Raw genomic sequence first — 25,113 nt, 5'->3', positions numbered from 1 at the left:
TCGGTATCTCCTCCGGGCGAACCGCTGGCGCGGGCGAAAGGTTCCGCCCGCTCAGGCGGTGCGGGCGCGGCACATGTTGCGAAACGTCTCCCAGGCTTCGTTCAGGGCGCGGGTGCGGGCCTCGGCCAGGCGGATCGCCTCGGGCGGCAGGCCGCGGGCGATGGCGCGGTCGGGATGCGATTCGCGCACCAGATCGCGCCAGCGCTTGCGCGCCTCGGGCAGGGGGGTGTCGGGGGTGACGCCCAGAACCTCGCATGAGGGGCAGCCCTCGCGCCGGTCATGGCGGGCGCGGATGCTGGCGACCTGTCGGGGCGGAATGCCGAAGATGCGCGCCACCTCGTCGATAAAGATGATCTCGGCCTCGTGCAGTTCGCTGTCAGCGACGGCGATGATGAACAGCCCCTCGATGATGTCGGCCAGCACCGGATCGCCGGGCGGGAACATGCGCGCGATGCGATGCGCCCAGGCGTCGAAGCCTGCGACATCCTGGCGTGCCAGATCGAACACGCGGGCGGCGTTCTTTTCCTCGGCCCGGGGGATGATGAACAGCCGGCGAAAGGCCGCCACCTCGGAGCGGGCGACGGCGCCGTCGGCCTTGGCCAGCTTGGCCCCCAGCGAGATGATCGCGATGGTGAAGGCCACGGATTTCTCGGGCGGCGTCGCTGGCCGGCGGGCGCCGACGATGGCCATGAACCGGTCGGCGATGCGCTGCCAGAAGCTGCGGGGCTTCGGCAGTTCGGGGCAGTTTCCGGGCGGTGTCGTCAAGGCGTCCATGATGCCAACCTAGGTGGCGCAACGGGGCAAGTCCACCGACATTCCCGTCAGGCTCAGCGCGTTATCTGCGGCTTTCCAGCGCAGCCTTGACGACCAGCACGACCAGCGCGATCACGGTCAGCGTCGAGGCGGCGGCGAAGGCGCCGGTGGTGTTGAGATCGTTGAACATCAGCTCGATCTGCAGGGGCAGGGTGTTCGTCTGCCCCCGGATTGAGCCCGAGACGACCGAGACGCCGCCGAATTCCCCCACCGCGCGCGCCGTCGCCAGCACCGCGCCGTAAAGCAGCGCCCAGCGGATATTCGGCAGCGTCACGCGCGAGAACACCTGCCAGCCGCGCGCGCCCAGCGTCACGGCAGCCTGTTCCTGTTCCGACCCCTGCGCCTGCATCAGCGGCAGAACCTCGCGCGCGACAAAGGGGGCGGTCACGAACATGGTGACCAGCAGGATGCCGGGCAGGGCAAACATGATCTTGATGTCGTGATCTGCGAGGAACGGCCCCAGCAGCCCCTGGCGCCCGTAGAGCAGCAGATAGCAGATCCCCGCGATGATCGGAGAGATCGAGAACGGGATCTCGACCAGCACCATCAGCAGCTTGCGCCCCGGAAAGCGGAACCGGGCGATGGCCCAGGCGCTGGCGATTCCAAAGGCGATATTGACCGGCACCACGATCACCGCGACCAGTGCGGTCAGCCAGATCGCATGCCGGGTCATCGGATCGGTGATATTGGCGACATAAACGGCCCAGCCCTCGGCAAAGGCGCGCCAGAAGATGAAGACCAGCGGCGCCACGACGAAGATTGCGGTCAGCACCACGGCCAGCCCGATCAGCAGGCGCGGCACCGCACGGCTCTGGCCGGGGGCATGGGGCAGGGCAAGGGCGGTCATCTGCGGATCTCCAGATGGCGGGCGGCGCGCAATTGCAGCAGGTTCGAGAAGACCAGAACCAGCAGCGCCAGCATCAGCAGCACCAGCGCGATGGCGGCGGCGCCCTGATAGTCGTATTCCTCAAGCCGGATATAGGCTAGGAGCGCCGCGATCTCGGTCTTGAAGGGCAGGTTGCCGGCGATAAAGACCACCGCGCCGAATTCGCCCAGCGAACGCGCGAAGGCCACGGTCGATCCGGCCAGCCAGGCGGGCAGGATCGCCGGCAGCACGACGCGGCGAAAGATCGCAAACGGCCGCGCGCCCAGCGTCAGCGCCGCCTGTTCCAGCGCCGGGTCCAGATCCTCGAGCACCGGCTGGATGGCGCGCACCACGAAGGGGGTCGAGGTGAATGCCATGGCCAGCGCCACGCCGCCCAGCGTATAGACCAGCTCGATCCCCGTAGCCTGCAGGGGACCGCCGAACCAGCCATTGGCCGAATAAAGCGCGGTCAGCGAAATGCCTGCGACCGCCGTCGGCAGCGCAAAGGGGATATCCATCAGCGCGTCCAGAATACGCCGCCCCGGAAAGTCATAGCGCGTCAGCACCCAGGCCATCAGCAGCCCGTAAAAGGCGTTGAAGATCGTCGCCGCCACCGCCGCCGTAACCGTCACCCGCAATGCGGCAAGGGTGCGGGGCGAGGTGACGATGGACCAGAACTGGCCGGGCCCGATCTCGGCCCCTTTCAGGATCAGCGCGATGACCGGGATCAGGATGATCAGCGCGACATAAAGCAGCGTCGTGCCGAGGCTCAGCGAGAACCCCGGCAAAACGCGTTTCGGCTTGATGGCCGCCGTGCTCATCTGTTCACGAAAACCTTGTCGAGGATGCCGCCTTCGGCGAAGTGATCCGCCGTGACCTGTTCCCAGCCGCCATAGACATCGTCCACGGTGACCAGTTCGAGCTGCGGGAATTCAGCGGCATATTTCGCCGTCACCTCGGCATCGGTGGTGCGGTAATTGTTCTGCGCCATCGTGTCCTGGGCCTCGGGCGTGTAAAGCCAGTTCAGATATTCGGTCGCCACTTCGGTCGAGCCGGCGCGTTCGGCATTCTCGGCCACCACGGCGACGGGGAAGGCGGCGAACAGGCTCATGGAGGGCGTCACGGGCACGAAGCCCTGATCGGCATATTGCTTGGCGATGGATTTCGTCTCGGCCTCGAAGGTGACGAGAACGTCGCCGATCTCGCGCTCGGCAAAGGTCTGGGTCGCGGCGCGCCCGCCAGTGTCGAAAACCGGGACATTGGCGAAGATTTTGCCCAGGAATTCCTGCGCCTTGTCATGGTCGCCGCCATTCTGGGCCAGCGCATAGGCATAGGCCGCCAGATAGGTATAGCGCGCATTGCCGCTGGTCTTGGGGTTCGGGAAAACCGGCTGCACATCCTCGCGTGCCAGATCGTCCCAATCCTCGATCCCCTTGGGATTGCCCTCGCGGACCAGGAAGGACGGCAGCGAAAAATAGGGCGAGGCGCCGTTGGGGAAGGCCTCGCGCCAGTTTTCGGCCACCATGCCGCCCTGGGCCAGCACATCGACATCGGTTTCCTGGTTGAAGGTCACGACATCGGCCGGCAGCCCCTCAAGGATCGCGCGCGCCTGTTTCGAGGAGCCGGCATGGCTCTGGTCGATGGTCACATCGCGCCCTGATTTTTCCTGCCAATAGGTCTGGAATTGCGGGTTCAGGGCCTCGAACAGTTCGCGCCCGATATCGTAGCTGACATTCAGCAGCTTGTCCTGCGCCAGCGCGGGCGAGGCGCCAAGGACCAGCGCCAGCGCGGCCAAGCGGAGTTTCGGAAAGGTCATATGGCTTTCTCCTTGCGGTGTTCGACGGGCGTTATGGGCGCGGGTGCGCCGCGCGGCGCCGGAAAGATCGCGCCCGCTTCGGGGCGCAGGGTGACGCGGGCGCCACGGGTCAGGGCGGCGGCCTGGGGCGCGCGGCGGGGCAGGTCAACGGGGATCGTGCTGTCGCCGTCGCGCAGGTCAATGCGCAGGATCGCGCCATTGCTGTCGCAGCGCGCGACCTGCCAGCGGCCATTCGGATCGGCCTGCGGCGTGATGTCTGCCGGGCGCAAGAACAGCGTCGCCGGCCCGTCGGGCAGGGCACGGCGGGGCAGGCGGCTGGCATCCAGCCCCGGCGCCTCGGCCCGGCCGGCGTTCAGCGTGACCGGCAGTTCCACCGTCGCGCCCATGAAACGCGCGACAAAGGGCGATGCGGGATGGTCATGGATCTGGTCGGCATTGCCGATCTGCTCGATCCGGCCATCGCCCATGACCACGACGCGGTCGGCCAGCTCAAAGGCCTCTTCCTGGTCGTGGGTGACGAAAATCGTGGTCGAGCCGGTCTGATCATGCACGTCGCGCAGCCAGGCCCGAAGATCGCGGCGCACGGCGGCGTCCAGCGCGCCGAACGGCTCGTCCAGCAGCAGGATCGACGGCTCGATCGCCAGCGCCCGGCCAAGCGCCACGCGCTGACGCTGGCCGCCCGACAGTTGCACCGGATAGCGCTCGCCCAGATGCGTGATCTGCAGGAATTGCAGCAACTCATCGACCTTGGCCGCGATCTGCGCCTTGGGTGGCCGGGTCGCGCGCGGCCGCACGCTCAGGCCGAATGCGATATTGTCGCGCACGCTCATATGCGGAAACAGCGCATAATGCTGAAAGACAAAGCCGATGCGCCGGTCCTGCGCCGCGAGCCGCAGCCAGTCGGTGCCATGCACGTCCAGCGCCCCGGCATCGGGCCATTCCAGCCCGGCGATGATCTTCAGAAGCGTCGTCTTGCCCGAGCCCGAAGGGCCGAGCAGCGCCACCAGTTCGCCCGATTCCACGGTCAGGTCGATCCCGCGCAGGACCGGCGTGCCGCCGAAGCTTTTGGTCATGTTCTCGATACTGATGGACATGCGCCCCCCTTGTTCGGGACCGGGTTAGCCCTGCGATGCGACGGCGGCAAGACGGCGGATATTCCGGGCCGGGCTGCGGCGGCGAATGTTTTTCCAAGGTGCCGGCGCTGCTGGTCCATGGTTCCGGCAGCATGGGCGCGGCGCGAAAACCTTTCGGGGATTGCTGCCGCTCCGGCGCCGGATTTCCTTATTTTTCAGATGTTACCCCTTCGCAAGCACGTTCGGCGGTGCTAGGGATCGCCGGCAATGCAAGGGGGCGACATGACGCAAGGGACGGGCGATCTGCGGATTGAAAGGGAAAGCCCGCTGGCGCGGGATCTGTCGCTGCTGTTTGAACGCCACACGGCCGATATGCATGCCGATACGCCGCCGGAATCGATCCACATGATGCCGCGCGCGGCGCTCGCCGGCCCTGACATCGCCTTTTTCGTGCTGCGCGAGGCGGGGCGCCCTCTGGGCATGGGCGCGGTCAAGCGGATCGCGCCGGATCATGGCGAGATCAAGTCGATGCATATCCTGTCCGAGACGCGGGGCCGGGGCTTTTCGCGCCTGATGCTGCAGGCGCTGATCGACCATGCCAAGAACGAGCGCATGGCGCGGCTGAGCCTTGAGACCGGCGTGCAGCCCACATTCATCGCCGCGCGCGGGCTTTATGCGCGGGCCGGCTTCGTCGAATGCGGCCCCTTTGGCGAATACGGAGCCGACCCGAACAGCGTTTTCATGACCCTTGGCCTGAAAAACACCGAAGCGGACGGTTGAATCGCCTTGCAAGCTGCGCCATGACTGCCGCCATGCGGGCCCGTAGCTCAACTGGATAGAGCAGGGACCTTCTAAGTCCAAGGTTGAGGGTTCGAGCCCTTCCGGGCCCGCCATTATTTCAAGCAATCACGGCGGCTTGGTTCGTTGAACCAAACGCGGCGTATTGAACTCGCAGCCCCGCCGAGGTGCTCGGGGCTGAAACGGGCATAGGTGCTGCGCATGATCGGCGGATTACTGTGGCACGGTTCCCGGATGCACATGGTGAATTTTTTCTGGCCACGCCCTTTATCTTAGTGATTTACTCGGATAACAGGTTTGCGAGGCGAGCCGGAAGTCCAACATATGTCACCAGTCTGTTGCATCACAAGCGCAATGACCCTGCCGTCGCAGAATCTGCGGAGCCTTCCGATCACGCGGCCACGCAAGGCTGGGGCCCGACAGTTGACGTCACATGCCTTGCTGTGCGCCCCCGAAAGGTTCCGGGCGTCCTGCGACGCGCCCGTCTGCTGAGCATGGATGCGCTTCTCGCCCGCCGCGTCGCTGAAACGCACAGCCTGCAAGCGGTGCTGAATGGCGTGCTGCGCGAATTCGACACGGGCAGCACCATCACACGGCATGGCCGCCATTTCTGTTTTCTCGCGCTTGGCAGCGACGTGCTTGAGATCGAGGTCACCTATCGTTCCGCGACCGGATGGCATCGTTTCGGCCAGATCCGCCTGTGCCGCGACGATGTCTGGCGAGCGGCCGCGTTCGATGACGTGCTGGATTTCGTCATCCGGCTGATCTACCCGGAACCGGCATCGCATCTTCATTGTGCCGCCCTGCTGGACCGCATGCGGTCCAGTTGTGCCGGCATCGCGCAGGCGCTTTCGGAGCGGGCGCCACGGTCGTCCGGACCTGCCGGATCTTCGGCGGCTGATCCGGACGACCCTTTCCTGGCGGCGGAGCAGGCGGCGGTATTCGGGCATTTCATGCATCCCGCGCCGAAAAGCCGTGCCGGCATGACCAGCGCCGAGGCGGAAATCTACATGCCGGAATTTGGCAGGGGGTTCGCGCTGCATTATTTTCTGGCCCGGCTGGATGCGGTCCGTGAATGGTCGGCGACCGACAGGCTGCCCAGCCATCTGTTTTCGGCGCTTGCGGATGACATGGGCATCCAGCTGCCCGATGGCTATGCGCTGCTGCCCGCGCATCCCCTGCAGGCGCGGTACATCCGGGCGACAGGCGCGGCCGATGCCTGGATTGCCGACGGGCGCCTGGTGGATCTGGGCAGGCGGGGGCCGGCGTTTTTCGCGACCAGTTCGGTGCGATCGGTCTATGCGCCAGGGCTTTCCTATATGCTCAAGTTCTCGATCCCTGTGCAGTTGACCAACTCATGGCGGGTGACGCGGCCGCATGAACTGGTCGAAGGGCCGATGATGGCGGCGCTCGCCAGTGCCTGGGACCTGCGCGCCGCCGAGCCGAATTTTCATCTTGTCGACGATTGGGCATCGCTCGCGGTTCGCGGTCTGGAAAGCGATCGCGGCGGCTTCGAAACGATCATCCGGGCGAACCCGTGCCAAGATTCGCCCAGCCCGCTGGTGCAGGTGGCGGGGCTGACCGCCGATCCCCGTCCCGGAAGGCCATCGCTGCTTGCAAGGGTGATCGCGGACACCGCCGCGTCAGGCGCGATCGGGCTTCCGGCCGCGGCCCGCCTGTGGTTCCGCTGCTATCTGGACCATGTCGTCCGCCCCCTCATCCGGTTCTATTCCCGCTTCGGCATCGCCTTCGAGGCACATCAGCAGAACATGCTGATCGCGCTGCACAATGGCCTGCCGGTTGCCGGGTATTTTCGCGACAGCCAGGGATATTACATCGAAGAGAGCCTGTGCGCCGCAGCCTCGCAGGCGACCGCGCTGGCGGCATCCTGCCGCAACCTGTTCTATCCGGCCGACGAAATCCGGACGCGCTTTGGCTATTACCTGATGGCCAATCAGGTGTTTGGCATCGTGGCCCGGCTGGGCGTCGACGGCTTGCTGCCGGAACGGGACACGCTGGCCATGATCCGCGACGCTCTTCAGCGGACCCATGACGAATGTGGCGCGCGCGGACGCGCCTTTATCGCCACGCTTCTGGCCGATGAAATCGCGGTGAAAGCGAATTTCCAGACGCGCAGCGATGATCTGGACGAACTGATGGTCGCGGGCGAGCGTGCCATCTACCTGCGCATCCCGAACCCTCTTGCTTCTGCGGGCGCGCTGCATGTCGCTGCCTGAACAGAAGGGAACGGAGCCCGCCCGCGCCTTGCGCCAGTTTCTGGAAGCTGCCTGTTTCGAGCGGCTTGCAACCTGCCAGGTCAATCCCGAGGGCCGCGACAGGGCCGTCCTGACGCTGGGCCAGACGCGGTTCCACCTGTCCATGACGCAGGGCGCTTTCGGGCGGCCGCGAATCGACCGGGCGATTCCGGTCAGGATCGGCGATGCCTCGGGGCGCGCGGCGCGGATCGGCGATATCGGCAAGGTGCTTGAACAGGTCGCAGGGATCAATCCGGATGTGCGGAACCACTTCATGACGCGGCTTTGCGATACCGACCGGAACTGGCGGATGATCCTGCCCGCGATGGCCGCGCGCAGCCGCAGGGGATTGGCGTCGATGGCGCTCGATTCGCTGCTTTTCGAGGGCCACCCCTATCATCCGCTGTTCTGCGCGCGCAGCGGCTGGAGCGATCTTGACCGCCGGGAATTCGCGCCCGAGTTTCAGGCCGCGATCCGGCCTGTCTGGCTGCAGATCGACGCGCGGCTGTGCCATGTCGAATGCGCCGAAGCGCCAGCGGACTGGTCGGAATGGCAGGCCGTCGCGGGGGCGGGGACCGTCGCGGTGCCGCTCCATCCCTGGCAGTTCAGACATCTGCGTGACGCCTCCGCGCTGTCCGTATGGCTGGACCGGGGACAGGCGCGGCTGCTGGGCGAAGGGGCGATCTACCAGCCGTCGCAATCCTTGCGCACGCTGTTTTCACCGATCAGCCCGGCCGGCCCGCATCTGAAGCTGCCGCTGTCGGTCGCGGCCAGTTCATCGCTGCGCGATCTGGAACCGAACACGATCAGGGTCGCGCCGTCGATCTCCAACTGGTTGCGGCGGATCATCGATTCGGATCCGGAATTTTCGGCCCTGGGTTTCCGAATTCAGCGCGAATTCGCCGCCATAGATGTCGACCGTGGTGGTCCGCTTCAGGGCAGGCTGGGCGCGATCTGGCGCGAATCCCCCGACGCCCTGGCCGATCCGGGCGAGACGCTGCTGCCCTTCAACGCCCTCTATGCCAGCGAGGCGGATGGCCGCCCCTTGCTGGACCGCGAGATCCGCGCCATCGGGCCGGGTAGCTGGCTGGATGCGCTGATCCGCCACGCCGTCCTGCCGGTCTGGCATCTGCTGATCGCCCACGGCGTCGCCATCGAGGCGCATGGCCAGAACCTGATGCTGCGGCTGCGGGCCGGCCGGATCACCGGGCTGATCGCGCGGGATTTTCACGAAAGCCTTGAATACGTTCCCGGCGCCGGGGCAAAGGGCAGCGAACCCTTTCCCGCGCTTGACCGGCTTGATCCGGTCTTTCGCGATGCGCCCGACGGGCAGTTCCACCGCATGGCCAACACCGCCGAGCTGAGCGCGCTGTTTACCGACAGCCTGTTCGTCTTCAACCTGGCCGAGTTTTCCGCCTTGCTCGCCCGGGTCTACGGTTTCCATGAGGCCCGTTTCTGGCGCCGCGTCGCGGGTAGCCTGCGCGATCACGCGGCACGCCTTGGCCTGGGCGGGGTCGCCGCGCACTATCCGGTATTCGCCCCGACGCTTGAGGTGGAACCGCTTCTGCGCGCTGCCCTGGGCCATCTGCCCGAGACGCCGCTGATGGTGGCCAATCCGCTTGCACCCAACGCGGCGCCAGAATCTCCAGCCCGCCGCGTCACCGATCAGGATCCATTTGGAGAAATCTCATGTTTTATGTGAATAATAAATTGATATTGAATAATAATATAGCTGAGGCGGCGGCCAGGCTGAAGCCGCTCGGCGGTCTGGCCGATCTGCGCGTCGGTCTGCGGATGCGGGATCTGGCCGGATATGTGGCCACTGTGCTCGCGCTGCGGGAACGGGGGGCGGGCGTCTTTCCGATTCATCCCGACATGCCCGATAGCCGCACCAAGGACATGCTTGCCCGGGCCGCATGCGACATCTTCCTTGACGATCACGGGATCACAAGGTTGCCGGGCATCGGGCGCGGCGGCGAGCTGGTGCAGATGAGTTCGGGCACGACCGGCACGCCCAAGGTGATCACGCGAAGCTGGGCCGAGGTCGCGACCGAGATCGACGCCTATGTTTCGGATTTTGCCGAACCCGACGCGATGACGCCGGTGATCGCTGCGCCGACCACCCATAGCTACGGGCTGATCCCCGGTCTGATGGTGGGGCTCAGGCGGGCGCGGACCAGCGGCCGCATGCCGGTGGTGCTGGACAATACCAATCCGCGTTTCATCCTGAAGATCCTGCGCGAGACCGACCGGCCGCTGCTCTATGCCTCGCCGGCGCTGTTGCATCTGCTGGCGCAGCTGACGCCCGAGCCGATCCATGCCGCCATGACGTCGGGCACGATCCTGCCCGAAGCCTGGTTTCGCACCATCCGCAGCCGCACCCGTCATCTGTTCCAGCAATACGGCTGCTCGGAACTGGGCTGCATTTCGATCAATCGCGATCTGCAAAGCCCGACCGATATCGGCCACCCGCTGTCCCATCTTGCCGTCCGGCTGGGCGCCACGGTCGATATGCCCAGCGAGATCATCGTCACCTCGGGCGGCAGGACCGTCCATACCGGGGATCTGGCGCGCCGCGACCGCTCGGGGCGGATTCTGTTCGTTTCGCGCAGCGACGACATGATCAATGTCGCCGGTTTCAACACCTATCCGATCGAGATCGAAACCGTGCTGGGCGATTGCAGCGGGGTCGATGATGCCGTCGTATTCGCCATCGCGGACAGCTTTGCCGGCACAAGGGTAGGGGTCCTGTTTGCCGGCCGCGCGCAGCCCGACGAGGTTCTGGATTTCGCCCTGAAGAACCTAGCGCCGTTCCAGAGACCGGCCGCCATCCGCAAGGTCGAGGCCCTGCCGCGCGAAGCCAATGGCAAGATCAGCCGCCGCCGGGTGCGCGAGGATTTCGCCGCCGGCCTTTACGATGCGCCGCAAGCCATGGTGTCGTCATGACGCGTGCGGAACTGCTGGCGGCGATCCGCAGCGTCGCGACGCAAAGGCTGCAGGTCGCGGCTTCGGCCCGGATCGACGAACAGACCCGGTTCGAGGACGATCTGCGCTTCGACTCGTTGCGGATGATGAACCTGTTTCTCTATCTCGAAACCGAGCAGGGCGTTCAGCTGACCGATGAGGCCATCGGCGCCTCGGCGCTGGCGCGCGTCGGCGATCTGATCGACCTGCTGGCCGCCTCCGATGCTGTCCCGGTCGCGGCGGATCATGTCGCCGATCCGGGATCATTCGCCGATAGCGGCTATGTCGATATCAAGGTGCATTGCGTGGTTTCCTGTCTCTCGGCGCTGATCAAGGCGGCGGGGCTGGATCATCGGCCCTATTATTTCGGGCTTTGGGACGAAGGCTTCGCGGTCGATGACCAGGGTGCGCTGCGCTATCACCATCCCGATGTCAGCCATGCGCATCTCTTTGATGCGGCGGCGCGTCTCTATGGCCTGCGCGCGCGGCAATGGTATGATTTCCAGCGCGGCAAGGACGAGAATATGCGGCGGCTGACGCGGCTGGTCGAAAGCCCCGCCGATGGTCGCACGGTCATGGCGATGATCGACCTGTTTCACCTGCCCGAGCGGGAAAACAGGTTCAATCAGGACCCGTTTCCGCATTACGTGCTGCTGCGGCGCACGGATGACCCCGACATCTGGTTCATGGAGGATCCGGATTTTCGCTGGGAAGGACCGATGGCGCGCGACGCGATCCTGAACGCCGCCGCCCAGGCCAGCGTCGCCGGCGGCTTCCTGCTCGATCCCGGCGCGATCCATGAACCGGCGGATGCCGATACAGCCGAATATTTCCTGGCGCGGTTGCGCAGCGACAATCCACTGACCGGGGCTGTGATCCTTTGCATCGACAGGGTCGCGGCGGCCGCCGATCCGGCGCCGCTTGAAACCCGGCTGGCCGAAATGCCGCTGCTCATCATCCGGAAATACGCCTATGAGCACGCCTTTGCCTATTTCTGGCGTGATCTGGGTCGCAGCCATGACAGCTTTCTGGCCCATTGCGACCGGATCGAGGCGCTGGCCGCAGGCCTGCGGCAGAGCCATTTCGAGGCGGTGCGTTTTGCCCGCACCGGCGATCGGGCGGCCTTGCCGGTGCTGAGATCCCGGCTGGATGCGCTTGACGCGCTGGAGAGGCGGATCAAGTCCGACCTGCGCGAGACGTTTCAGGACTGGCGCGCCAAACATGGCTCGGCGCTGGTGCCGGCATGAGGCTTTCGCTTTGCACCATCACGTTCCGGCACCATCTGATCGGCATCGAGACGATCTCGGAATGGGCCGTCGCCAATGATTTCGACGGAATCGAGCTGTGGGGGGTGCATGCGCGCAACCTGCGCGCGGTTCCGCGCCTTGGCGAGCACTGGCTGCGGCGGCAGGGCCTCGACTGCGTGATGATCAGCGATTACCTGATGGCTGACGATGCTCGACAGGCGCGCATCTGGGCAACCGAACATGTCGAACTGGCGCTGCATTGGGGCGCGCGAAAAATCCGCAGCTTTGCCGGCGCGACAGCCAGCGCGGCGGCCACGCCGGAGGCGGTGCGGGCGACGGCAAAGGCGCTGCGTGCCGCCTGCGAGGTGCTGGCCGATCGCGGGCTGATGCTGCTGATCGAAACCCATCCGGGAACCCTTGCCGATAGCACCGATGCCTGCCTTCGGATCCTGCAGGCCATCGACCACCCGTCGGTCGGGGTCAATCTGGACCCGCTGCACCTGTGGGAGGCCGGCGACGATCTGCGCTCCGCCCTGCCGCGACTGGCGCCCCATATCGCGCATTGTCACCTGAAGAATGTCGATCAACGCTTTAATATGGCGGTATTTTCGCCCGCCAACGTCTATGCCGCATCGGGCAGCCGCAAGGGCATGGTGCCGCTTGGCGACGGTGCCGTGGCCTATGATGAATTGCTGCCTTTGCTGCCGGCCGGCGTCGATCTGTCGCTGGAATGGTTCGGCGATAACAGCTTTGCCACGCTGGCGCAGGATTGCGGCTTTGTCAGGTCGCTGACCGGGGGCTGGCGACGATTGTCGTCCTGCTCCTGACCATTTCCACCCACCACCAACCACAACGAACAGGAAAAACCATGCTTCATCCTTGTAGTCGAACCTTGCTGGCCGGAACCGCCCTGGTCTCGATCCTGACCGCGGCGGTCGCGTCGCAGGCGCAGGAGGTCACCGACCCGGTTGTGCTGGATCAGATCATCCTCGATGCCTCGCGCGGCGAGTTCCTGACCGCCGATCCGTCGACCACCGTCGACGAGGAGGATATCGAGGATGTCCGCACCGGCGATATCAAGGACGTGTTCCAGAAAGAGGCATCCATCGCCACCGGCGGCGCGCAGCCGATCGCGCAGAAATTCTATGTCAACGGTGTCGATCAGGGCAATCTGAACATCAATATCGACGCCGCGCCGCGTCCGAATGCCGCGACCCACCACACGACCGCGAATTACATCGACCCCGGGCTTCTGCGCAGCGTCGGCGTCGCGGGCACGGTCGCGCCGGCTTCCGCCGGGCCATTCGCGCTTGGCGGTGCGGTTGCCTTCGAAACCATCTCGGCCAGCGATTTCCTGCGGGCCGGCCAGACCATGGGCGGCAGCGTCACGCTGGGTTATGACGGCAATGGCGATACCAGGACGGGCGCGCTGACGCTGGCCGCGCAGCATGACGGCTTCGAAATCCTCGGCTATGCCAAGCGCGCCGACGGCAACGAATACGAGGACGGCGACGGCACCAGCTATCCGGGCACCGCCACCGACTATACCAGCTACCTGCTGAAGGCGGGCTACACGACCGGGGACCATGTCTTCCGCCTGTCCACCCAGACCATCACCGACGACGCCCCACGCACGCAGCGCCCCAATTTCGGCGGCTTCAACACCGGCCGGCCGCATCCGGTCATCAAGAGCAAGCTGCGCCAGGCAAGCCACAGCATCCGCTACAGCTATGCCGGCTCGAACCTGTTCAACCCGGAGCTGACGCTGGCCTACAGCAAGTCCGATTATGACATCGACGATCCTTCCTCGACCCAAACCAATGCCGATATCCTGAAGTTCAAGGCGATGAACACCGCGACCTTCGGCGCCGCGACGGTCGAATACGGTTTTGACGTGACCCATGCCGAGGTCGAATACAAGGGAACCTGGGATGCCTCGGTCGCGGATGGCGCCGACGAGACCTCGAAGGTGTTCGGCCTTTTCGCGCAGGGCGAATACGAATTCTCCAACGTGACGCTGTCCGGCGGCGTTCGCTATGACACGCAGAGTTTCGAAGGGCTGAACGATTTCGACGACGATGTCGACGGGTTCTCGGGCAACATGTCGGCCAGATATGCGGTGACCGATACGCTGGATCTCTATGCGGGCTATGCCAATGTCTTCGGCGGGATCGAATTGACCGATGCGTTCTCGATCGACCCGACCGCCTGGGCCTATACCGATCTCGACCCCTCGCGCGCCAAGAACTGGAAGGCGGGCATGGAATATGACGATGGTCGCATCACCGCCGGGCTGGAGGCCTTTGACATCTCGATCGACAATGCGCGGGATGTGGATCGCAATGTCGATTTCCGCTCGCGCGGGTTCAATGCGCGGCTGGGTTACTCCTGGCTGGGCGGCGAGGCGGGCATCACGGTGGCGCGCGCCACGCCGGAAATCGACGGCGACGATGCCGGCGCATATGAGACGCTGGATCTTGGCGCGCCGCTTGGCACCATGGCGGCCATCTATGCCCGGCATGAATTCGGCGATACCGGCCTGACCCTGGGAGGCACCATCGAATTCGCCGATGACTACCGGACCGATTCCCCGGATCCGGATTCCGATCGTGAGATCGACGGCTATGCCGTGCTGAACCTTAGCGCGGAATATCAGATCGCCACCATGAAAGGCGCGGTGCTGCGGCTCGACATCAAGAACGTCTTTGACGAGACCTATGCCGATCGCGGCAGCTACGGGCAGGAATATTCCAGCCTGATCCCGCTGAACGAGCCGGGGCGCAATATCGGCATCCGGCTGGATTTCAAGCTCTGACACCAGACCGGCAGGGCCGTCATCCGCAAGGCGATGCCGGGGGCAGGGCTGACGCGCAGGCATGCCTCGCCTCTCCACGGATCGAAGGCGCTCTCATGCGGGGGCGCCTTCGGCATAGCGGATAGACAGCGGGGGCGCTTTCGGTTTCCTTAAGGCGCGCCCCAGGCAGCAAAAATTGAGGCCGGCCAGAAGGCCGGCCCCTACTCGTCAACCAATCAATGACTAAACTCCGCGAATGTCGTGCACCAGAAGCTTGCGGTGCTGGGCGTGACGCACCGCGAGTTTGCGGCCCATGCGACCGGATGCAAGGATACGCGCGCCTTCGGGCGCCTCATCCTCGGGGCGGGTCCGCAGCTCCGGGAACAGCGCAAAGATCTCTTCCTGCGCGCTGGAGCCAAGCGATTTCAGCGCCTCCTTGCCGGTATAGAGCGACTCGGTCTCGGCGCCCTCGGAAAGGACGATCTCGTGGCGGTCGAAAAGGAAGTGGAAATACTCGACCGTCGTCAGATCATGCGCGATATCGATGCCTTCGATCTGCAGCAGCTGCTTGGCGGCGACCAGGACCTCGGCCGTGCCGAACATCTTGCGCGCGATGTTCGAGCGGACCAGCACGCGATGCTGCGGCGAGACCAGCAGGTCGCGCGTGGGCTTGCCGTCCCCCAGGGCGCCGGCGCGGATGCGGATCGGGCGCATGTTCGGGTTGATGTTCAGCATCTTGCTGCCCAGCACCCGCGAGCCGATCCAGCGCAGCGGCTGCAGGCCGCGGTCGCGGGTCAGCACGCGCATGCCGGGGACCAGATCCTCGACCGCGACGGGACCGGATTCGGTGTCGATCATGGTGCCCCTGGCGAAGCAGGGAAAGCAGTTGCGGTCGGTGAATATGCCGTCGTAATTCAGATCGTAATTGGCCCGGTTGCTGGGAAATTTCACCGAAACGATGGGGCGCGAGGTGATCGCCTCGACCTCGGCCTCCGAGGCGCCGCGCGGCGGCGGCATCAGGAAGGTGTTGCCGTCGCTGTCCTGCATGATCCGCACGGTCAGCAAGCGCGTTTCGGTCGAGCCGTCCTCGTTCAGGAAGGTCACCCTGGTCTTGCTGACCGTGAATGTGGAATCGACCTGATAGTTGCTTTCCGTGCCATCCCCGTCGGCATCATGCGAGACGGTTTCGGCCCGGTAGCCGTTGCGGCCGTCATTGGTGCCGATGATGCCATCGCGATTGGTATCGTTGGCCTTGACCTCGACCAGGTTGTCGTAAAGCGGATCCGACGCATCGCCGCGTGACATGCCGCCAAGGATCTTGGTCGCCTCTTCGGCACCGGTATGTTTTTCGATCGGGTCCATGTCGGGCAGCTTGCCCAGATAGATCATGTTCTCGCAATCGGGGCCTTTCGGACCGCAATGCTTGTCATCATCCCACTTGCCGCCACCATGTCCTTCTTCGCCACCGCGCTTGGAACTCATGTTCAAATCCACCACTCAGATACGCAGCCTTACGGCCGACCAACGTAATCGTTTACACGCGACATCATAGCCGGGATCGCATCGGCAGACAGCGATGCGGTCCATCGGGCAGACGGGTTTCAGATGGGATTTGCCAGCTTTTACCCAAGTCGCGAGGCCGGGTCAGAATGATCCGACAAGCTTTTGTCTAATTCACCGGGCAGGATTGGCAATCGCGGGAACTGAACGGATCAGTAGATAAAACCTTGAATTTCAATGCCGACCGCGCGTCATCTCGCCGAGCCCCCTGAAAACGCATCGAAAGTTACCCGGCGGAAACTTGCCATCGGGGCGATCGACCGCGAATTTGCAGGCAAATTCCCGCAATCGGGAAAGTTCATCCATCAACCAAAGGGGGAAACAGACAAGGCCGGGATGAACACCCGGCCTTGCACATGCCTTGAAAGGCGAGTTCGCTTACTCGCGGTTCCCCATGAACTGCAGCAGGAACATGAACAGGTTCAGGAAGTCCAGATACAGGTTCAGCGCGCCCATGATGGCGGCCTTGCCCAGGAAATTGCTGTCCGAATTGGCCAGTTGCAGATAGGTGCTCTTGATCTTCTGCGTGTCATAGGCGGTCAGCCCGGAAAAGATCAGCACGCCAATCGCCGAAATGGCCATCTGCATGACGCCCGACTGCAGGAACAGGTTTACGATCATCGCGACGATCAGGCCGATCAGGCCCATCATCAGGAACGTCCCCATGCCGCTCAGGTCGCGCTTGGTCGTGTAGCCCCAGAGCGACAGGCCCGCAAAGGCGATCGCGGTCACCAGGAATGTCTGGACGATCGAGAACGAGGTATAAGCCGCGAAGATCCAGCTGATCGAAATGCCCATCACGGCCGAGAACGCATAGAACAGCGTCGTCGCGCCCTGCACCGACAGGCGGTTCAGCGCGGCGCCAAAGGCGAAGACCATGACCAGCGGCGCGAACATCACCAGCCATTTCAGCGGCGACAGATACAGGCTGGCGCCGATCTCGGTCAGGAACTTGCCATTGCCGAGCGCATATTGGGTCGGCGCCTCCGACAGCGTCAGGCCGGCCATGCCCCAGGCGGCGCCGGCCGTCACCAGCATGCCCACGGCCATCAGGCCGTAGACCTTGTTCATATAGGCGCGAAGGCCTTCGTCCACGGCAGCCGAGCGCGTCGCGGTCCCGGCCGTGCGGATCGTATTGAAATCTTGCATGTGTTCTCCCCGGTCAGAAGTCGCGGTGCGGCCGCAGCGGCCCACCATCGCGCACAATATTGGCACAATGGCGGGGCTTTTCAATGCGAACCCGCCCCATTTGCGGGGTCCTCACCGAAAATTTGAGCGTTCCGCGGCGGACGCGAAGCAGTCCCGGCCGACTCGGGCCCCGGGCGGACGGCGTCCCCGGCCGGCGCGGCATTTCGGCACGGAACAGACCATTTGCACAAATTCCGCCGCCGAAACCTTGTCTTTTTGGTCAGGTTGGAAAGTTCAAACTCGAAAATTGCGTAAAACTGTTGTAGCGCCCGTATAGATTGTGTGAGGTGGTACCATGAAGCATAACGTGGATGTTCATGTTGGTAAGCGTATTCGTCATCGTCGCTGGATGATCGGCATGACGCAGCAACAGCTTGCCGAAAAGGTCGGCATCAAGTTCCAGCAGATCCAGAAATACGAGACCGGAATGAACCGCGTCTCGGCGTCTCGGCTCTGGGATATCGCCCAGGCGGTCGAGGTTCCGGTCAGCTTCTTCTTCGAGGGGCTTGATGACGGCCACAGCCAGGACGCGGTCGAGGGCGACATCCTTGCCGATAAAGAGGCATTGCAGCTGGTCCGCGCCTATTACGCGATGCCCGAGGCGCAGCGGCGCCAGATCTTCGAGCTGGCACGGGTGCTTTCCGACGCGGCCTGAGCCCGGCCGTTGCGCAGAAGGGTTTCGCTTCCGACCGGCCGGGGTTAAACCTTGCCCCGACACATTGCGACGGGGCGGGCATGACCAGCGGGACCAGCAGAATTTCGGGCGAAACCGCCGAACGCCTTGCCGCGGTCGCGCATGAGTTGGCCGATGCCGCGCGGATCGAGACGCTTCGGCTGTTTCGCAGTCCCGAGCTTCGTCCCGACAACAAGGCCGCTTCGGGCTTTGACCCGGTGACCGAGGCGGACCGCGCCAGCGAACGCGCCATGCGCGCGATCCTCGAGGCGCGGCGCCCCGGGGATTCGGTTCTGGGCGAGGAATTCGGCGCGCGTCAGGGCGATAGCGGCCTGACATGGATCCTGGATCCCATCGACGGCACCCGCGCCTTCATGGCCGGGGCGCCCAGTTGGGGGGTGCTGATCGGCCTGTCCGATGCGCGGGGGCCGGTCTACGGCATCATCGACCAGCCCCATCTCGACGAACGGTTTGAGGGCGGGCTGGGCCGCGCGCGGATGCTTGGGCGACACGGTCAGGTGCCGCTTGCCACGCGGCGCGGCGTGGCGCTGGCCGATGCCACATTGATGAGCACCTATCCCGAGATCGGCGATGCCGGCGAACAGGCCGCCTTTCGCAGGGTCGCGGATCGGGTGCGCCTGGTGCGCTACGGGCTGGATTGCTATGCCTATGCGCTGCTGGCCGCCGGCCATGTCGATCTGGTGATCGAGGCCGGTCTGCAGCCCTATGATGTCGCCGCCCCGATTGCCGTGGTGCAGGCGGCGGGCGGCGTGGTCAGCGACTGGCAGGGCCGGCCCGCCCATGGCGGCGGCCGGATCGTCGCCGCCGGCTCGCCCGAACTTCACGCCCGGGCGCTGGAACTTCTGAACCACGATTGAGGCCCGGCGACAGCGCGCATATGCTGCCGCCGGAACCACCCGACGCCGCTGTCAAGACTTTCGACGAGGAGCCCGCCGATGACCGAGCCGCGCGAAGCTGAAACCGATGCCGCCGAGGACGAGTTCCAGTTGAGCAAGCAGGATATCGAGGCGATCGGCAAGGCGATCGACGATGGCGACAGCCCGGCTCTGGACAGCCTGCTGGAACCCGCCCATGCCGCCGATATCGCCGATCTGATCGAACAGCTGACGCCGGCGCGGCGGCGGGTTTTCCTGCAGCTCTATTCCGGCGAGATCGACGGCGAGATCCTGTCGGAAATCGACGAGGGCATCCGCGACGAGGTCATCGAACAGCTGCCGCACGAGGTGCTGGCCGAGGCGGTGCGCGAGATGGACAGCGACGATGTCGTTGACCTGATCGAGGACATGGGCGCGCCCGAGCAGCAGGCATTGCTGGCCGCGCTGGACGAATCCGACCGCGCCGCGATCGAGCAGTCGCTGACCTATCCCGAATATTCCGCCGGCCGGCTGATGCAATCCGAGGTGGTAACCGCGCCCGAACACTGGACGGTGGGCGAGACCATCGACTTCCTGCGCTCCGAGGAATGGCTGCCCGACCAGTTCTATCATGTCGTGCTGGTCGATCCGCGACGCCATCCGATCGGCTATGTCACGCTGGGCAAGCTGCTGGCCTCGCGCCGGGACGTGGCGCTGCGCGACATCACCGAGGACAGTTTCCGCACCATCTCGGTCCTGCAGGAAGAGGGCGACGTGGCCCATGCCTTCAACAAGTATCACCTGATCTCGACCCCGGTCGTCGATGAACATGACCGGCTGGTCGGCATGATCACCATCGACGACGCCATGTCGGTGCTGGACGAGGAACACGAGGAGGACATCCTGCGCCTGGCCGGTGTCGGGGACGAATCGGCGATCACCGACAGCGTGGCCGAAACCCTGCGCCAGCGCCTGCCATGGCTGATGGTCAATCTGGTCACCGCCATCATCGCCTCGCTGGTGATTGCGGTTTTCGAGACGACGATCCAGCAGGTGGTGGCGCTGGCCGTGCTGATGCCCATCGTCGCCTCGATGGGCGGCAATGCCGGCACCCAGACCTTGACCGTCGCGGTGCGCGCGCTGGCCACGAAAAGCCTGACCGGATCGAATGTCTGGCGGGTCGTCCGGCGCGAGGCGGTGGTCGGCATCCTGAACGGCTTTGCCTTCGCCGTGGTCATGGGGCTGGTGGCCTGGGTCTGGTTCGACGGCATCTCTCTGGCGGCGGTGATCGGCATTGCCATGATCGTCAATCTGGCCATTGCCGCGCTGGCCGGCATCCTGATTCCGCTGGCGCTGGAAAAGGCGGGGGCGGATCCGGCGCTGGCCTCGGGCACATTCGTGACGACGGTCACCGATGTGGTGGGTTTCTTCGCCTTTCTGGGCCTCGCGTCGGCGGTGCTGCTGTGAAGGCCGAATTGCGCAGGGCGGCGCTGCGGGCGCGCGGGCAGGGCGGTGACGGCGCGGCCATGACGCGGCATCTGCTGCAGGCGCTCGCGCCGCATGCCGACAAGGTTCTGGCCGGTTACTGGCCGATGCGCGACGAGGCCGATCCGCGCCCGGCCATGCAGGCCCATCGCGGTCCGGTCTGCCTGCCGGTCGTGACCGGCCCGGCGCGGCCGCTGGTCTTTCGCCAATTCGACGGGCGGCTGGAGGCGGGGGTCTTTGGCACCAGTCACCCGCCGGCCGATTCGCCGGAGCTGCGCCCCGAGGTGCTGATCGTGCCCCTGGCCGGTTTCGACCGCATGGGCAACCGGCTGGGCTATGGCGGCGGCTTCTACGACCGGAGCTTGCAGATGCTGCGGGGCAGGGGGCAGGTCATCGCCATCGGACTGGCTTATGCGGTGCAGGAGATTCGCGCGATTCCCATCGAGCAGACCGATCAGCCGCTCGACATGATCGTGACGGATGGCGGCATCATCCTGCCCCGGCAGAAAAAATACTAAGCTGCGGCGCGGAACGAAGCCCCAACTTCCGGATCAAACGCATGTGGATAACTCTGTGGAATTCGCGTGCATTGCGGCGCTGAAACCCCGTGGATCATTCGGCTTTCCGGAATGCGGGCTGAACGGGCAAATATTAACAGCGCAGATGCAGCATGGTCTTTGTGCTTTCGCGGCGCGGGGCTGGCCGCTGCGAGAGGGCGAAAATACTTATTGAAATACCTGTAAACTCGCGGCAGGTTGTGGTTCAAGCTGCTGCGGCCACAAGATTTGGTGTGATGGCGGGGATCCGCCGAATGCCACCGGCCAGGCGGCAACAGATGAAAATTCACGGTTCAGGGCGCCATGGACGGGCTGCCTGACCGGTGCCGGTGGCGCCGGGCAGGGACGGTTTCGCCATCTGCCCGCGCCGCAAAAAAACGAGGGACAAAAGGGATATGCGGATCGAACGGCGTTTCACCACGGTCAAGGGCGGGGCATATGGGGATATCTCCTTTACCAGGACCGTCAGCGAGATCCGCAATCCCGACGGCAGCATCGTGTTTCGCAACGATGCCGTCGAAGTGCCGGAAGGCTGGAGCCAGGTCGCCTCGGACGTGATCGCGCAGAAATATTTCCGCAAGGCCGGGGTTCCTGCGCGCCTCAAGCAGGTCAAGGAAAAGGGCGTGCCGGAATTCCTGTGGCGCTCGGTCCCGGATGAGGCGGCACTGGCCGAACTGCCCGAGGATCAGCGTTACCTGGGCGAAAGCTCCAGCCGGCAGGTCTTTGACCGGATGGCCGGCGCCTGGGCCTATTGGGGCTGGAAGGGTGGATATTTTTCTGAAGAAGAAGATGCCCGCGCCTATTACGACGAGATGCGCCACATGCTGGCCCGCCAGATGGCGGCGCCCAACAGCCCGCAATGGTTCAATACCGGGCTGCACTGGGCTTACGGCATCGACGGGCCGGGGCAGGGGCATTACTATGTCGATTACAAGACCGGCAAGCTGACCCGGTCGGACAGCGCCTATGAACATCCCCAGCCGCATGCCTGCTTCATCCAGTCGGTCAGCGACGATCTGGTGAATGAGGGCGGGATCATGGATCTGTGGGTCCGTGAGGCGCGGCTTTTCAAATATGGCTCGGGCACGGGCACCAATTTTTCGTCCCTCCGGGGGGAGGGCGAGAAACTGTCGGGCGGCGGCAGATCTTCGGGGCTCATGGGCTTTCTGAAGATCGGAGACCGCGCAGCCGGCGCGATCAAATCGGGCGGTACGACCCGGCGCGCGGCAAAGATGGTGATCTGTGACATGGATCACCCCGACATCGAGCAGTTCATCAACTGGAAGGTCATCGAAGAGCAGAAGGTCGCCTCGCTGGTGGCTGGCTCCAAGGTGCACGAACGGAAGCTGAACGAAATCTTCGCCGCGATCCGCGACTGGGACGGCAGCATCGAGGATGCGACCGACCCGGGCCGGAACGCGGCGTTGAAATCCGCGATCCGCTCCGCGAAACGCAGCATGATCCCGGAGACCTATATCAACCGGGTTCTGCAATATGCCCGGCAGGGATTTGATTCGATTGAATTTCCGACCTATGACACCGATTGGGATTCCGAGGCATATGTGTCCGTCTCGGGGCAGAATTCCAACAATTCGGTGCGGGTGACGGATGCCTTTCTGCGGGCCGTGGCCGAGGATGCGCCATGGGAGTTGCTGCGCCGCACCGATGGCACGGTGGCGAAAACCGTGCAGGCGCGCGAGCTTTGGGACCAGATCGGCCATGCCGCCTGGGCCTGCGCCGATCCGGGCATCCAGTTCCACGACACGGTGAATGCCTGGCATACCTGCCCGGAACATGGCGCGATCCGGGGCTCGAACCCGTGCAGCGAATACATGTTCCTGGACGATACCGCCTGCAACCTCGCCTCGATGAACCTGCTGACCTTCTGGGACGGGCGGGAATTCGACGCCGATGCCTATGTCCATGCCAGCAGGCTGTGGACCGTCACGCTGGAAATCAGCGTGTTGATGGCGCAGTTTCCCAGCCGCGAGATCGCGCAGCGCAGCTATGATTTCCGCACGCTGGGCCTGGGTTACGCCAATATCGGCGGGCTTCTGATGAATATGGGCCTGAGCTATGACAGCGATGCGGGGCGCGCGGTCTGCGGCGCGCTGACCGCGATCATGACCGGCGTCGCCTATGCGACTTCGGCCGAGATGGCGGCCGAGCTGGGGCCGTTCCCCGGCTACAAGAAGAACGCGCGTCACATGCTGCGGGTGATCCGCAACCATCGTGCCGCCGCCCATGGCATCGGCAATTATCAGGGCCTGAATGTCCGCCCGGTCGAGCTGGATGCCGAGAACTGCCCGGATCCGCGTCTGGTCGCGCTGGCGCAGGGCGCCTGGGACGAGGCCCTGACCCTGGGCGAGGAGCACGGTTTCCGCAATGCGCAGGCCACCGTCATCGCGCCGACCGGCACGATCGGCCTGGTGATGGATTGCGACACCACGGGGATCGAGCCCGATTTCGCGCTGGTCAAGTTCAAGAAACTGGCCGGCGGCGGTTACTTCAAGATCATCAACCGCTCGGTTCCGGCCGCGCTGGAAAATCTGGGCTACGGTTCCGCCCAGATCGAGGAAATCATCGCCTATGCCGTGGGTCATGCGAGCCTTGGGAACTGTCCGGGCATCAACCATGCCAGCCTGATCGGGCACGGTTTCGGCCCGCGCGAGCTGGAAAAACTGGATGCCGCGCTGGCCTCGGCCTTTGATATCCGCTTTGTCTTCAACAAATGGACGCTGGGCGAGGAATTCTGCGAGGGCACCTTGGGTATTCCGGCCGACAGGCTGAACGACCCGACCTTTGACCTGCTGCGCCATCTTGGCTTTACCCGCGCCCAGATCGAGGCCGCCAACGACCATGTCTGCGGCACCATGACGCTGGAGGGCGCGCCGCATCTGGATCCGGCGCATTACCCGGTCTTTGACTGCGCCAATGCCTGCGGCAAGAAGGGCAGGCGCTATCTGTCGGTGGACAGCCATATCCGGATGATGGCGGCGGCGCAAAGCTTCATCTCGGGCGCGATCTCCAAGACCATCAACATGCCCAACAGCGCCAGCATCGCCGATGCGCTGGCCGCCTATGAGCTGTCATGGTCGCTGGGGATCAAGGCCAATGCCCTTTATCGCGACGGCTCGAAACTGTCGCAGCCGCTGGCCTCGGCCCTGGTCGAGGAGGACGAGGAGGCCGAGGAAACGCTGGCCAGCGGCAGCCCGCAGGAAAAGGCCGCCGTCATCGCCGAAAAGATCGTGGAAAAGATCATCGTCAAGGAGGCGGTCCGCAGCCATCGCGAAAAGCTGCCGCAGCGCCGCAAGGGCTATACGCAAAAGGCCATCATCGGCGGCCACAAGGTCTATCTGCGCACCGGCGAATATGACGATGGCTCGCTGGGCGAGATCTTCATCGACATGCACAAGGAAGGCGCGGGTTTCCGGGCGATGATGAACAATTTCGCCATCGCCGTCTCGGTCGGCCTGCAATATGGCGTGCCGCTTGAGGAATTCGTGGATGCCTTCACCTTCACCCGGTTCGAGCCGGCGGGGATGGTGCAAGGCAATGACAGCATCAAGAACGCGACCTCGATTCTCGACTATGTGTTCCGCGAACTGGCCGTTTCCTATCTGGATCGCACCGATCTGGCCCATGTGAAGCCCGAGGGCGCCAGTTTCGACGATCTGGGCGGTGGCGAGGGCGAGGGACGCGCCAATATCGCGCCGGTGGGCGAGGCGGCCTCGCGATCGATCGAGATGCTCAAGCAGATCAGCTCCACCGGCTATCTGCGCAAGCGCCTGCCGCAGGATCTCATGGGGTTGCAGGCCAGCGTGTCGGTCACTGCCGTCACCACCGCCAGCCCGGAAGGATCGGTCGCGGTGATGGACGCGCGCGCCAAGGCCCGGATGCAGGGCTATGAGGGCGATCCCTGCGGCGAGTGCGGCAATTACACGCTGGTCCGCAACGGCACCTGCATGAAGTGCAATACCTGCGGCGGCACCTCGGGCTGCAGCTGAGAGCGGCAGGATAAGGCTAGGTGTTCAGTCCTGGCATTTGGTGGATCGGGTTCAGGATGAATCTGTCAGGCTCTGATGTCCAGATCTTGCAGATTTATTCGTAAGGCGTGAGACCGCCGAGGGTCTTGAGCCTGCGCACGAAG

Annotated in this window: 19 protein-coding genes, 1 tRNA gene and 1 pseudogene; 13 read left to right on the top strand and 8 right to left on the bottom strand. The window is 64.5% G+C overall.

Annotation, left to right across the window (positions count from 1 at the left end; genetic code table 11):
- Positions 1–51: 51 nt before the first annotated feature.
- From IT41_RS15925 to IT41_RS15905, 5 genes are all read right to left on the bottom strand, one after another.
- On the bottom strand, positions 52–774 hold the full coding sequence (locus IT41_RS15925) for a molecular chaperone DjiA (RefSeq protein ID WP_036743238.1): 723 nt from the start codon (positions 772–774) through the stop codon (positions 52–54).
- A gap of 61 nt (positions 775–835) precedes the next feature.
- A complete protein-coding gene (gene cysW, locus IT41_RS15920) occupies positions 836–1,660 on the bottom strand; it encodes a sulfate ABC transporter permease subunit CysW (protein WP_036743236.1) in 825 nt (274 codons plus the stop codon).
- Positions 1,657–2,499: a sulfate ABC transporter permease subunit CysT gene (gene cysT, locus IT41_RS15915; protein ID WP_036743235.1), complete on the bottom strand. Its 843-nt coding sequence runs from the start codon at positions 2,497–2,499 to the stop codon at positions 1,657–1,659. The genes cysW and cysT overlap by 4 nt, the downstream gene beginning before the upstream one ends.
- Positions 2,496–3,494, bottom strand: coding sequence for a sulfate ABC transporter substrate-binding protein (locus tag IT41_RS15910; RefSeq protein WP_036743234.1), 999 nt, complete (start codon positions 3,492–3,494; stop codon positions 2,496–2,498). The genes cysT and IT41_RS15910 overlap by 4 nt, the downstream gene beginning before the upstream one ends.
- On the bottom strand, positions 3,491–4,588 hold the full coding sequence (locus IT41_RS15905; protein ID WP_036743233.1) for a sulfate/molybdate ABC transporter ATP-binding protein: 1,098 nt from the start codon (positions 4,586–4,588) through the stop codon (positions 3,491–3,493). Before IT41_RS15905 ends, IT41_RS15910 begins: the two co-directional genes overlap by 4 nt.
- 261 nt (positions 4,589–4,849) lie before the next feature.
- Here IT41_RS15905 and IT41_RS15900 point away from each other — a divergent pair, with 261 nt between their 5' ends.
- From IT41_RS15900 to IT41_RS15865, 8 genes are all read left to right on the top strand, one after another.
- A complete protein-coding gene (locus tag IT41_RS15900) occupies positions 4,850–5,347 on the top strand; it encodes a GNAT family N-acetyltransferase (RefSeq protein ID WP_036743232.1) in 498 nt (165 codons plus the stop codon).
- Between the two features lie 36 nt (positions 5,348–5,383).
- Positions 5,384–5,460, top strand: a tRNA-Arg gene (locus IT41_RS15895).
- 399 nt (positions 5,461–5,859) lie between these two features.
- Entirely contained in the window at positions 5,860–7,602 is a 1,743-nt protein-coding gene (locus IT41_RS15890; protein WP_052081685.1) for an IucA/IucC family protein, read from the top strand.
- Entirely contained in the window at positions 7,589–9,322 is a 1,734-nt protein-coding gene (locus IT41_RS15885; RefSeq protein WP_052081684.1) for an IucA/IucC family protein, read from the top strand. The genes IT41_RS15890 and IT41_RS15885 overlap by 14 nt, the downstream gene beginning before the upstream one ends.
- 14 nt (positions 9,323–9,336) lie before the next feature.
- Positions 9,337–10,566 (top strand): AMP-binding protein, encoded by a 1,230-nt coding sequence (locus IT41_RS15880; RefSeq protein WP_231564776.1) that lies wholly within the window; start codon positions 9,337–9,339, stop codon positions 10,564–10,566.
- Complete coding sequence (locus tag IT41_RS15875) at positions 10,563–11,831, top strand: DUF6005 family protein (RefSeq protein WP_036743228.1); 1,269 nt, start codon at positions 10,563–10,565, stop codon at positions 11,829–11,831. Before IT41_RS15880 ends, IT41_RS15875 begins: the two co-directional genes overlap by 4 nt.
- The gene (locus tag IT41_RS15870) at positions 11,828–12,658 is read left to right on the top strand and encodes a sugar phosphate isomerase/epimerase family protein (protein ID WP_036743226.1); all 831 of its coding nucleotides are present in this window, start codon (positions 11,828–11,830) and stop codon (positions 12,656–12,658) included. Before IT41_RS15875 ends, IT41_RS15870 begins: the two co-directional genes overlap by 4 nt.
- 41 nt (positions 12,659–12,699) lie before the next feature.
- Entirely contained in the window at positions 12,700–14,646 is a 1,947-nt protein-coding gene (locus tag IT41_RS15865; protein ID WP_036743224.1) for a TonB-dependent receptor domain-containing protein, read from the top strand.
- 222 nt (positions 14,647–14,868) lie between these two features.
- Here the strand turns inward: IT41_RS15865 and IT41_RS20185 are convergent, their stop codons facing one another.
- Together IT41_RS20185 and IT41_RS15855 are read right to left on the bottom strand one after the other, a co-directional pair.
- Complete coding sequence (locus IT41_RS20185; RefSeq protein WP_081967586.1) at positions 14,869–16,107, bottom strand: Hint domain-containing protein; 1,239 nt, start codon at positions 16,105–16,107, stop codon at positions 14,869–14,871.
- Positions 16,108–16,563: 456 nt separating this feature from the next.
- Positions 16,564–17,334, bottom strand: a complete 771-nt coding sequence (locus IT41_RS15855; protein WP_036743222.1) for a Bax inhibitor-1/YccA family protein — start codon at positions 17,332–17,334, stop codon at positions 16,564–16,566.
- 334 nt (positions 17,335–17,668) lie between these two features.
- Here IT41_RS15855 and IT41_RS15850 point away from each other — a divergent pair, with 334 nt between their 5' ends.
- From IT41_RS15850 to IT41_RS15830, 5 genes are all read left to right on the top strand, one after another.
- Entirely contained in the window at positions 17,669–18,028 is a 360-nt protein-coding gene (locus IT41_RS15850) for a helix-turn-helix domain-containing protein (protein ID WP_036743221.1), read from the top strand.
- Positions 18,029–18,108: 80 nt separating this feature from the next.
- Entirely contained in the window at positions 18,109–18,924 is an 816-nt protein-coding gene (gene hisN, locus IT41_RS15845) for a histidinol-phosphatase (protein WP_036743219.1), read from the top strand.
- Positions 18,925–19,002: 78 nt separating this feature from the next.
- Entirely contained in the window at positions 19,003–20,388 is a 1,386-nt protein-coding gene (gene mgtE, locus IT41_RS15840) for a magnesium transporter (protein ID WP_036743217.1), read from the top strand.
- Positions 20,385–20,924 carry a 5-formyltetrahydrofolate cyclo-ligase gene (locus IT41_RS20885; RefSeq protein ID WP_036743216.1) on the top strand — a complete coding sequence of 180 codons (540 nt, stop codon included), beginning with the start codon at positions 20,385–20,387 and terminating at the stop codon, positions 20,922–20,924. Before mgtE ends, IT41_RS20885 begins: the two co-directional genes overlap by 4 nt.
- 434 nt (positions 20,925–21,358) lie before the next feature.
- A complete protein-coding gene (locus tag IT41_RS15830; RefSeq protein ID WP_036743252.1) occupies positions 21,359–24,970 on the top strand; it encodes a vitamin B12-dependent ribonucleotide reductase in 3,612 nt (1,203 codons plus the stop codon).
- A 16-nt stretch (positions 24,971–24,986) separates the two neighbouring features.
- On the opposite strand, the pseudogene IT41_RS20880 reads toward IT41_RS15830, so the two are convergent.
- Positions 24,987–25,113: pseudogene (locus IT41_RS20880) on the bottom strand (IS481 family transposase); the annotation flags it as partial.

The sequence above is a fragment of the Paracoccus halophilus genome, assembly GCF_000763905.1.
GTDB classification, from domain to species: Bacteria; Pseudomonadota; Alphaproteobacteria; order Rhodobacterales; family Rhodobacteraceae; genus Paracoccus; species Paracoccus halophilus.
Note: the sequence above shows the minus strand (reverse complement) of the source record. Positions and strands in the feature narration are given on the sequence as shown.

Bases quoted from the DNA above. Each gene is read 5' to 3' on its own strand.
- IT41_RS15925 (WP_036743238.1), bottom strand. From the start codon at position 774: ATGGACGCCTTGACGACACCGCCCGGAAACTGCCCCGAACTGCCGAAG.
- cysW (WP_036743236.1), bottom strand. From the start codon at position 1,660: ATGACCGCCCTTGCCCTGCCCCATGCCCCCGGCCAGAGCCGTGCGGTG.
- cysT (WP_036743235.1), bottom strand. From the start codon at position 2,499: ATGAGCACGGCGGCCATCAAGCCGAAACGCGTTTTGCCGGGGTTCTCG.
- IT41_RS15910 (WP_036743234.1), bottom strand. From the start codon at position 3,494: ATGACCTTTCCGAAACTCCGCTTGGCCGCGCTGGCGCTGGTCCTTGGC.
- IT41_RS15905 (WP_036743233.1), bottom strand. From the start codon at position 4,588: ATGTCCATCAGTATCGAGAACATGACCAAAAGCTTCGGCGGCACGCCG.
- IT41_RS15900 (WP_036743232.1), top strand. From the start codon at position 4,850: ATGACGCAAGGGACGGGCGATCTGCGGATTGAAAGGGAAAGCCCGCTG.
- IT41_RS15890 (WP_052081685.1), top strand. From the start codon at position 5,860: ATGGATGCGCTTCTCGCCCGCCGCGTCGCTGAAACGCACAGCCTGCAA.
- IT41_RS15885 (WP_052081684.1), top strand. From the start codon at position 7,589: ATGTCGCTGCCTGAACAGAAGGGAACGGAGCCCGCCCGCGCCTTGCGC.
- IT41_RS15875 (WP_036743228.1), top strand. From the start codon at position 10,563: ATGACGCGTGCGGAACTGCTGGCGGCGATCCGCAGCGTCGCGACGCAA.
- IT41_RS15870 (WP_036743226.1), top strand. From the start codon at position 11,828: ATGAGGCTTTCGCTTTGCACCATCACGTTCCGGCACCATCTGATCGGC.
- IT41_RS15865 (WP_036743224.1), top strand. From the start codon at position 12,700: ATGCTTCATCCTTGTAGTCGAACCTTGCTGGCCGGAACCGCCCTGGTC.
- IT41_RS20185 (WP_081967586.1), bottom strand. From the start codon at position 16,107: ATGAGTTCCAAGCGCGGTGGCGAAGAAGGACATGGTGGCGGCAAGTGG.
- IT41_RS15855 (WP_036743222.1), bottom strand. From the start codon at position 17,334: ATGCAAGATTTCAATACGATCCGCACGGCCGGGACCGCGACGCGCTCG.
- IT41_RS15850 (WP_036743221.1), top strand. From the start codon at position 17,669: ATGAAGCATAACGTGGATGTTCATGTTGGTAAGCGTATTCGTCATCGT.
- hisN (WP_036743219.1), top strand. From the start codon at position 18,109: ATGACCAGCGGGACCAGCAGAATTTCGGGCGAAACCGCCGAACGCCTT.
- mgtE (WP_036743217.1), top strand. From the start codon at position 19,003: ATGACCGAGCCGCGCGAAGCTGAAACCGATGCCGCCGAGGACGAGTTC.
- IT41_RS15830 (WP_036743252.1), top strand. From the start codon at position 21,359: ATGCGGATCGAACGGCGTTTCACCACGGTCAAGGGCGGGGCATATGGG.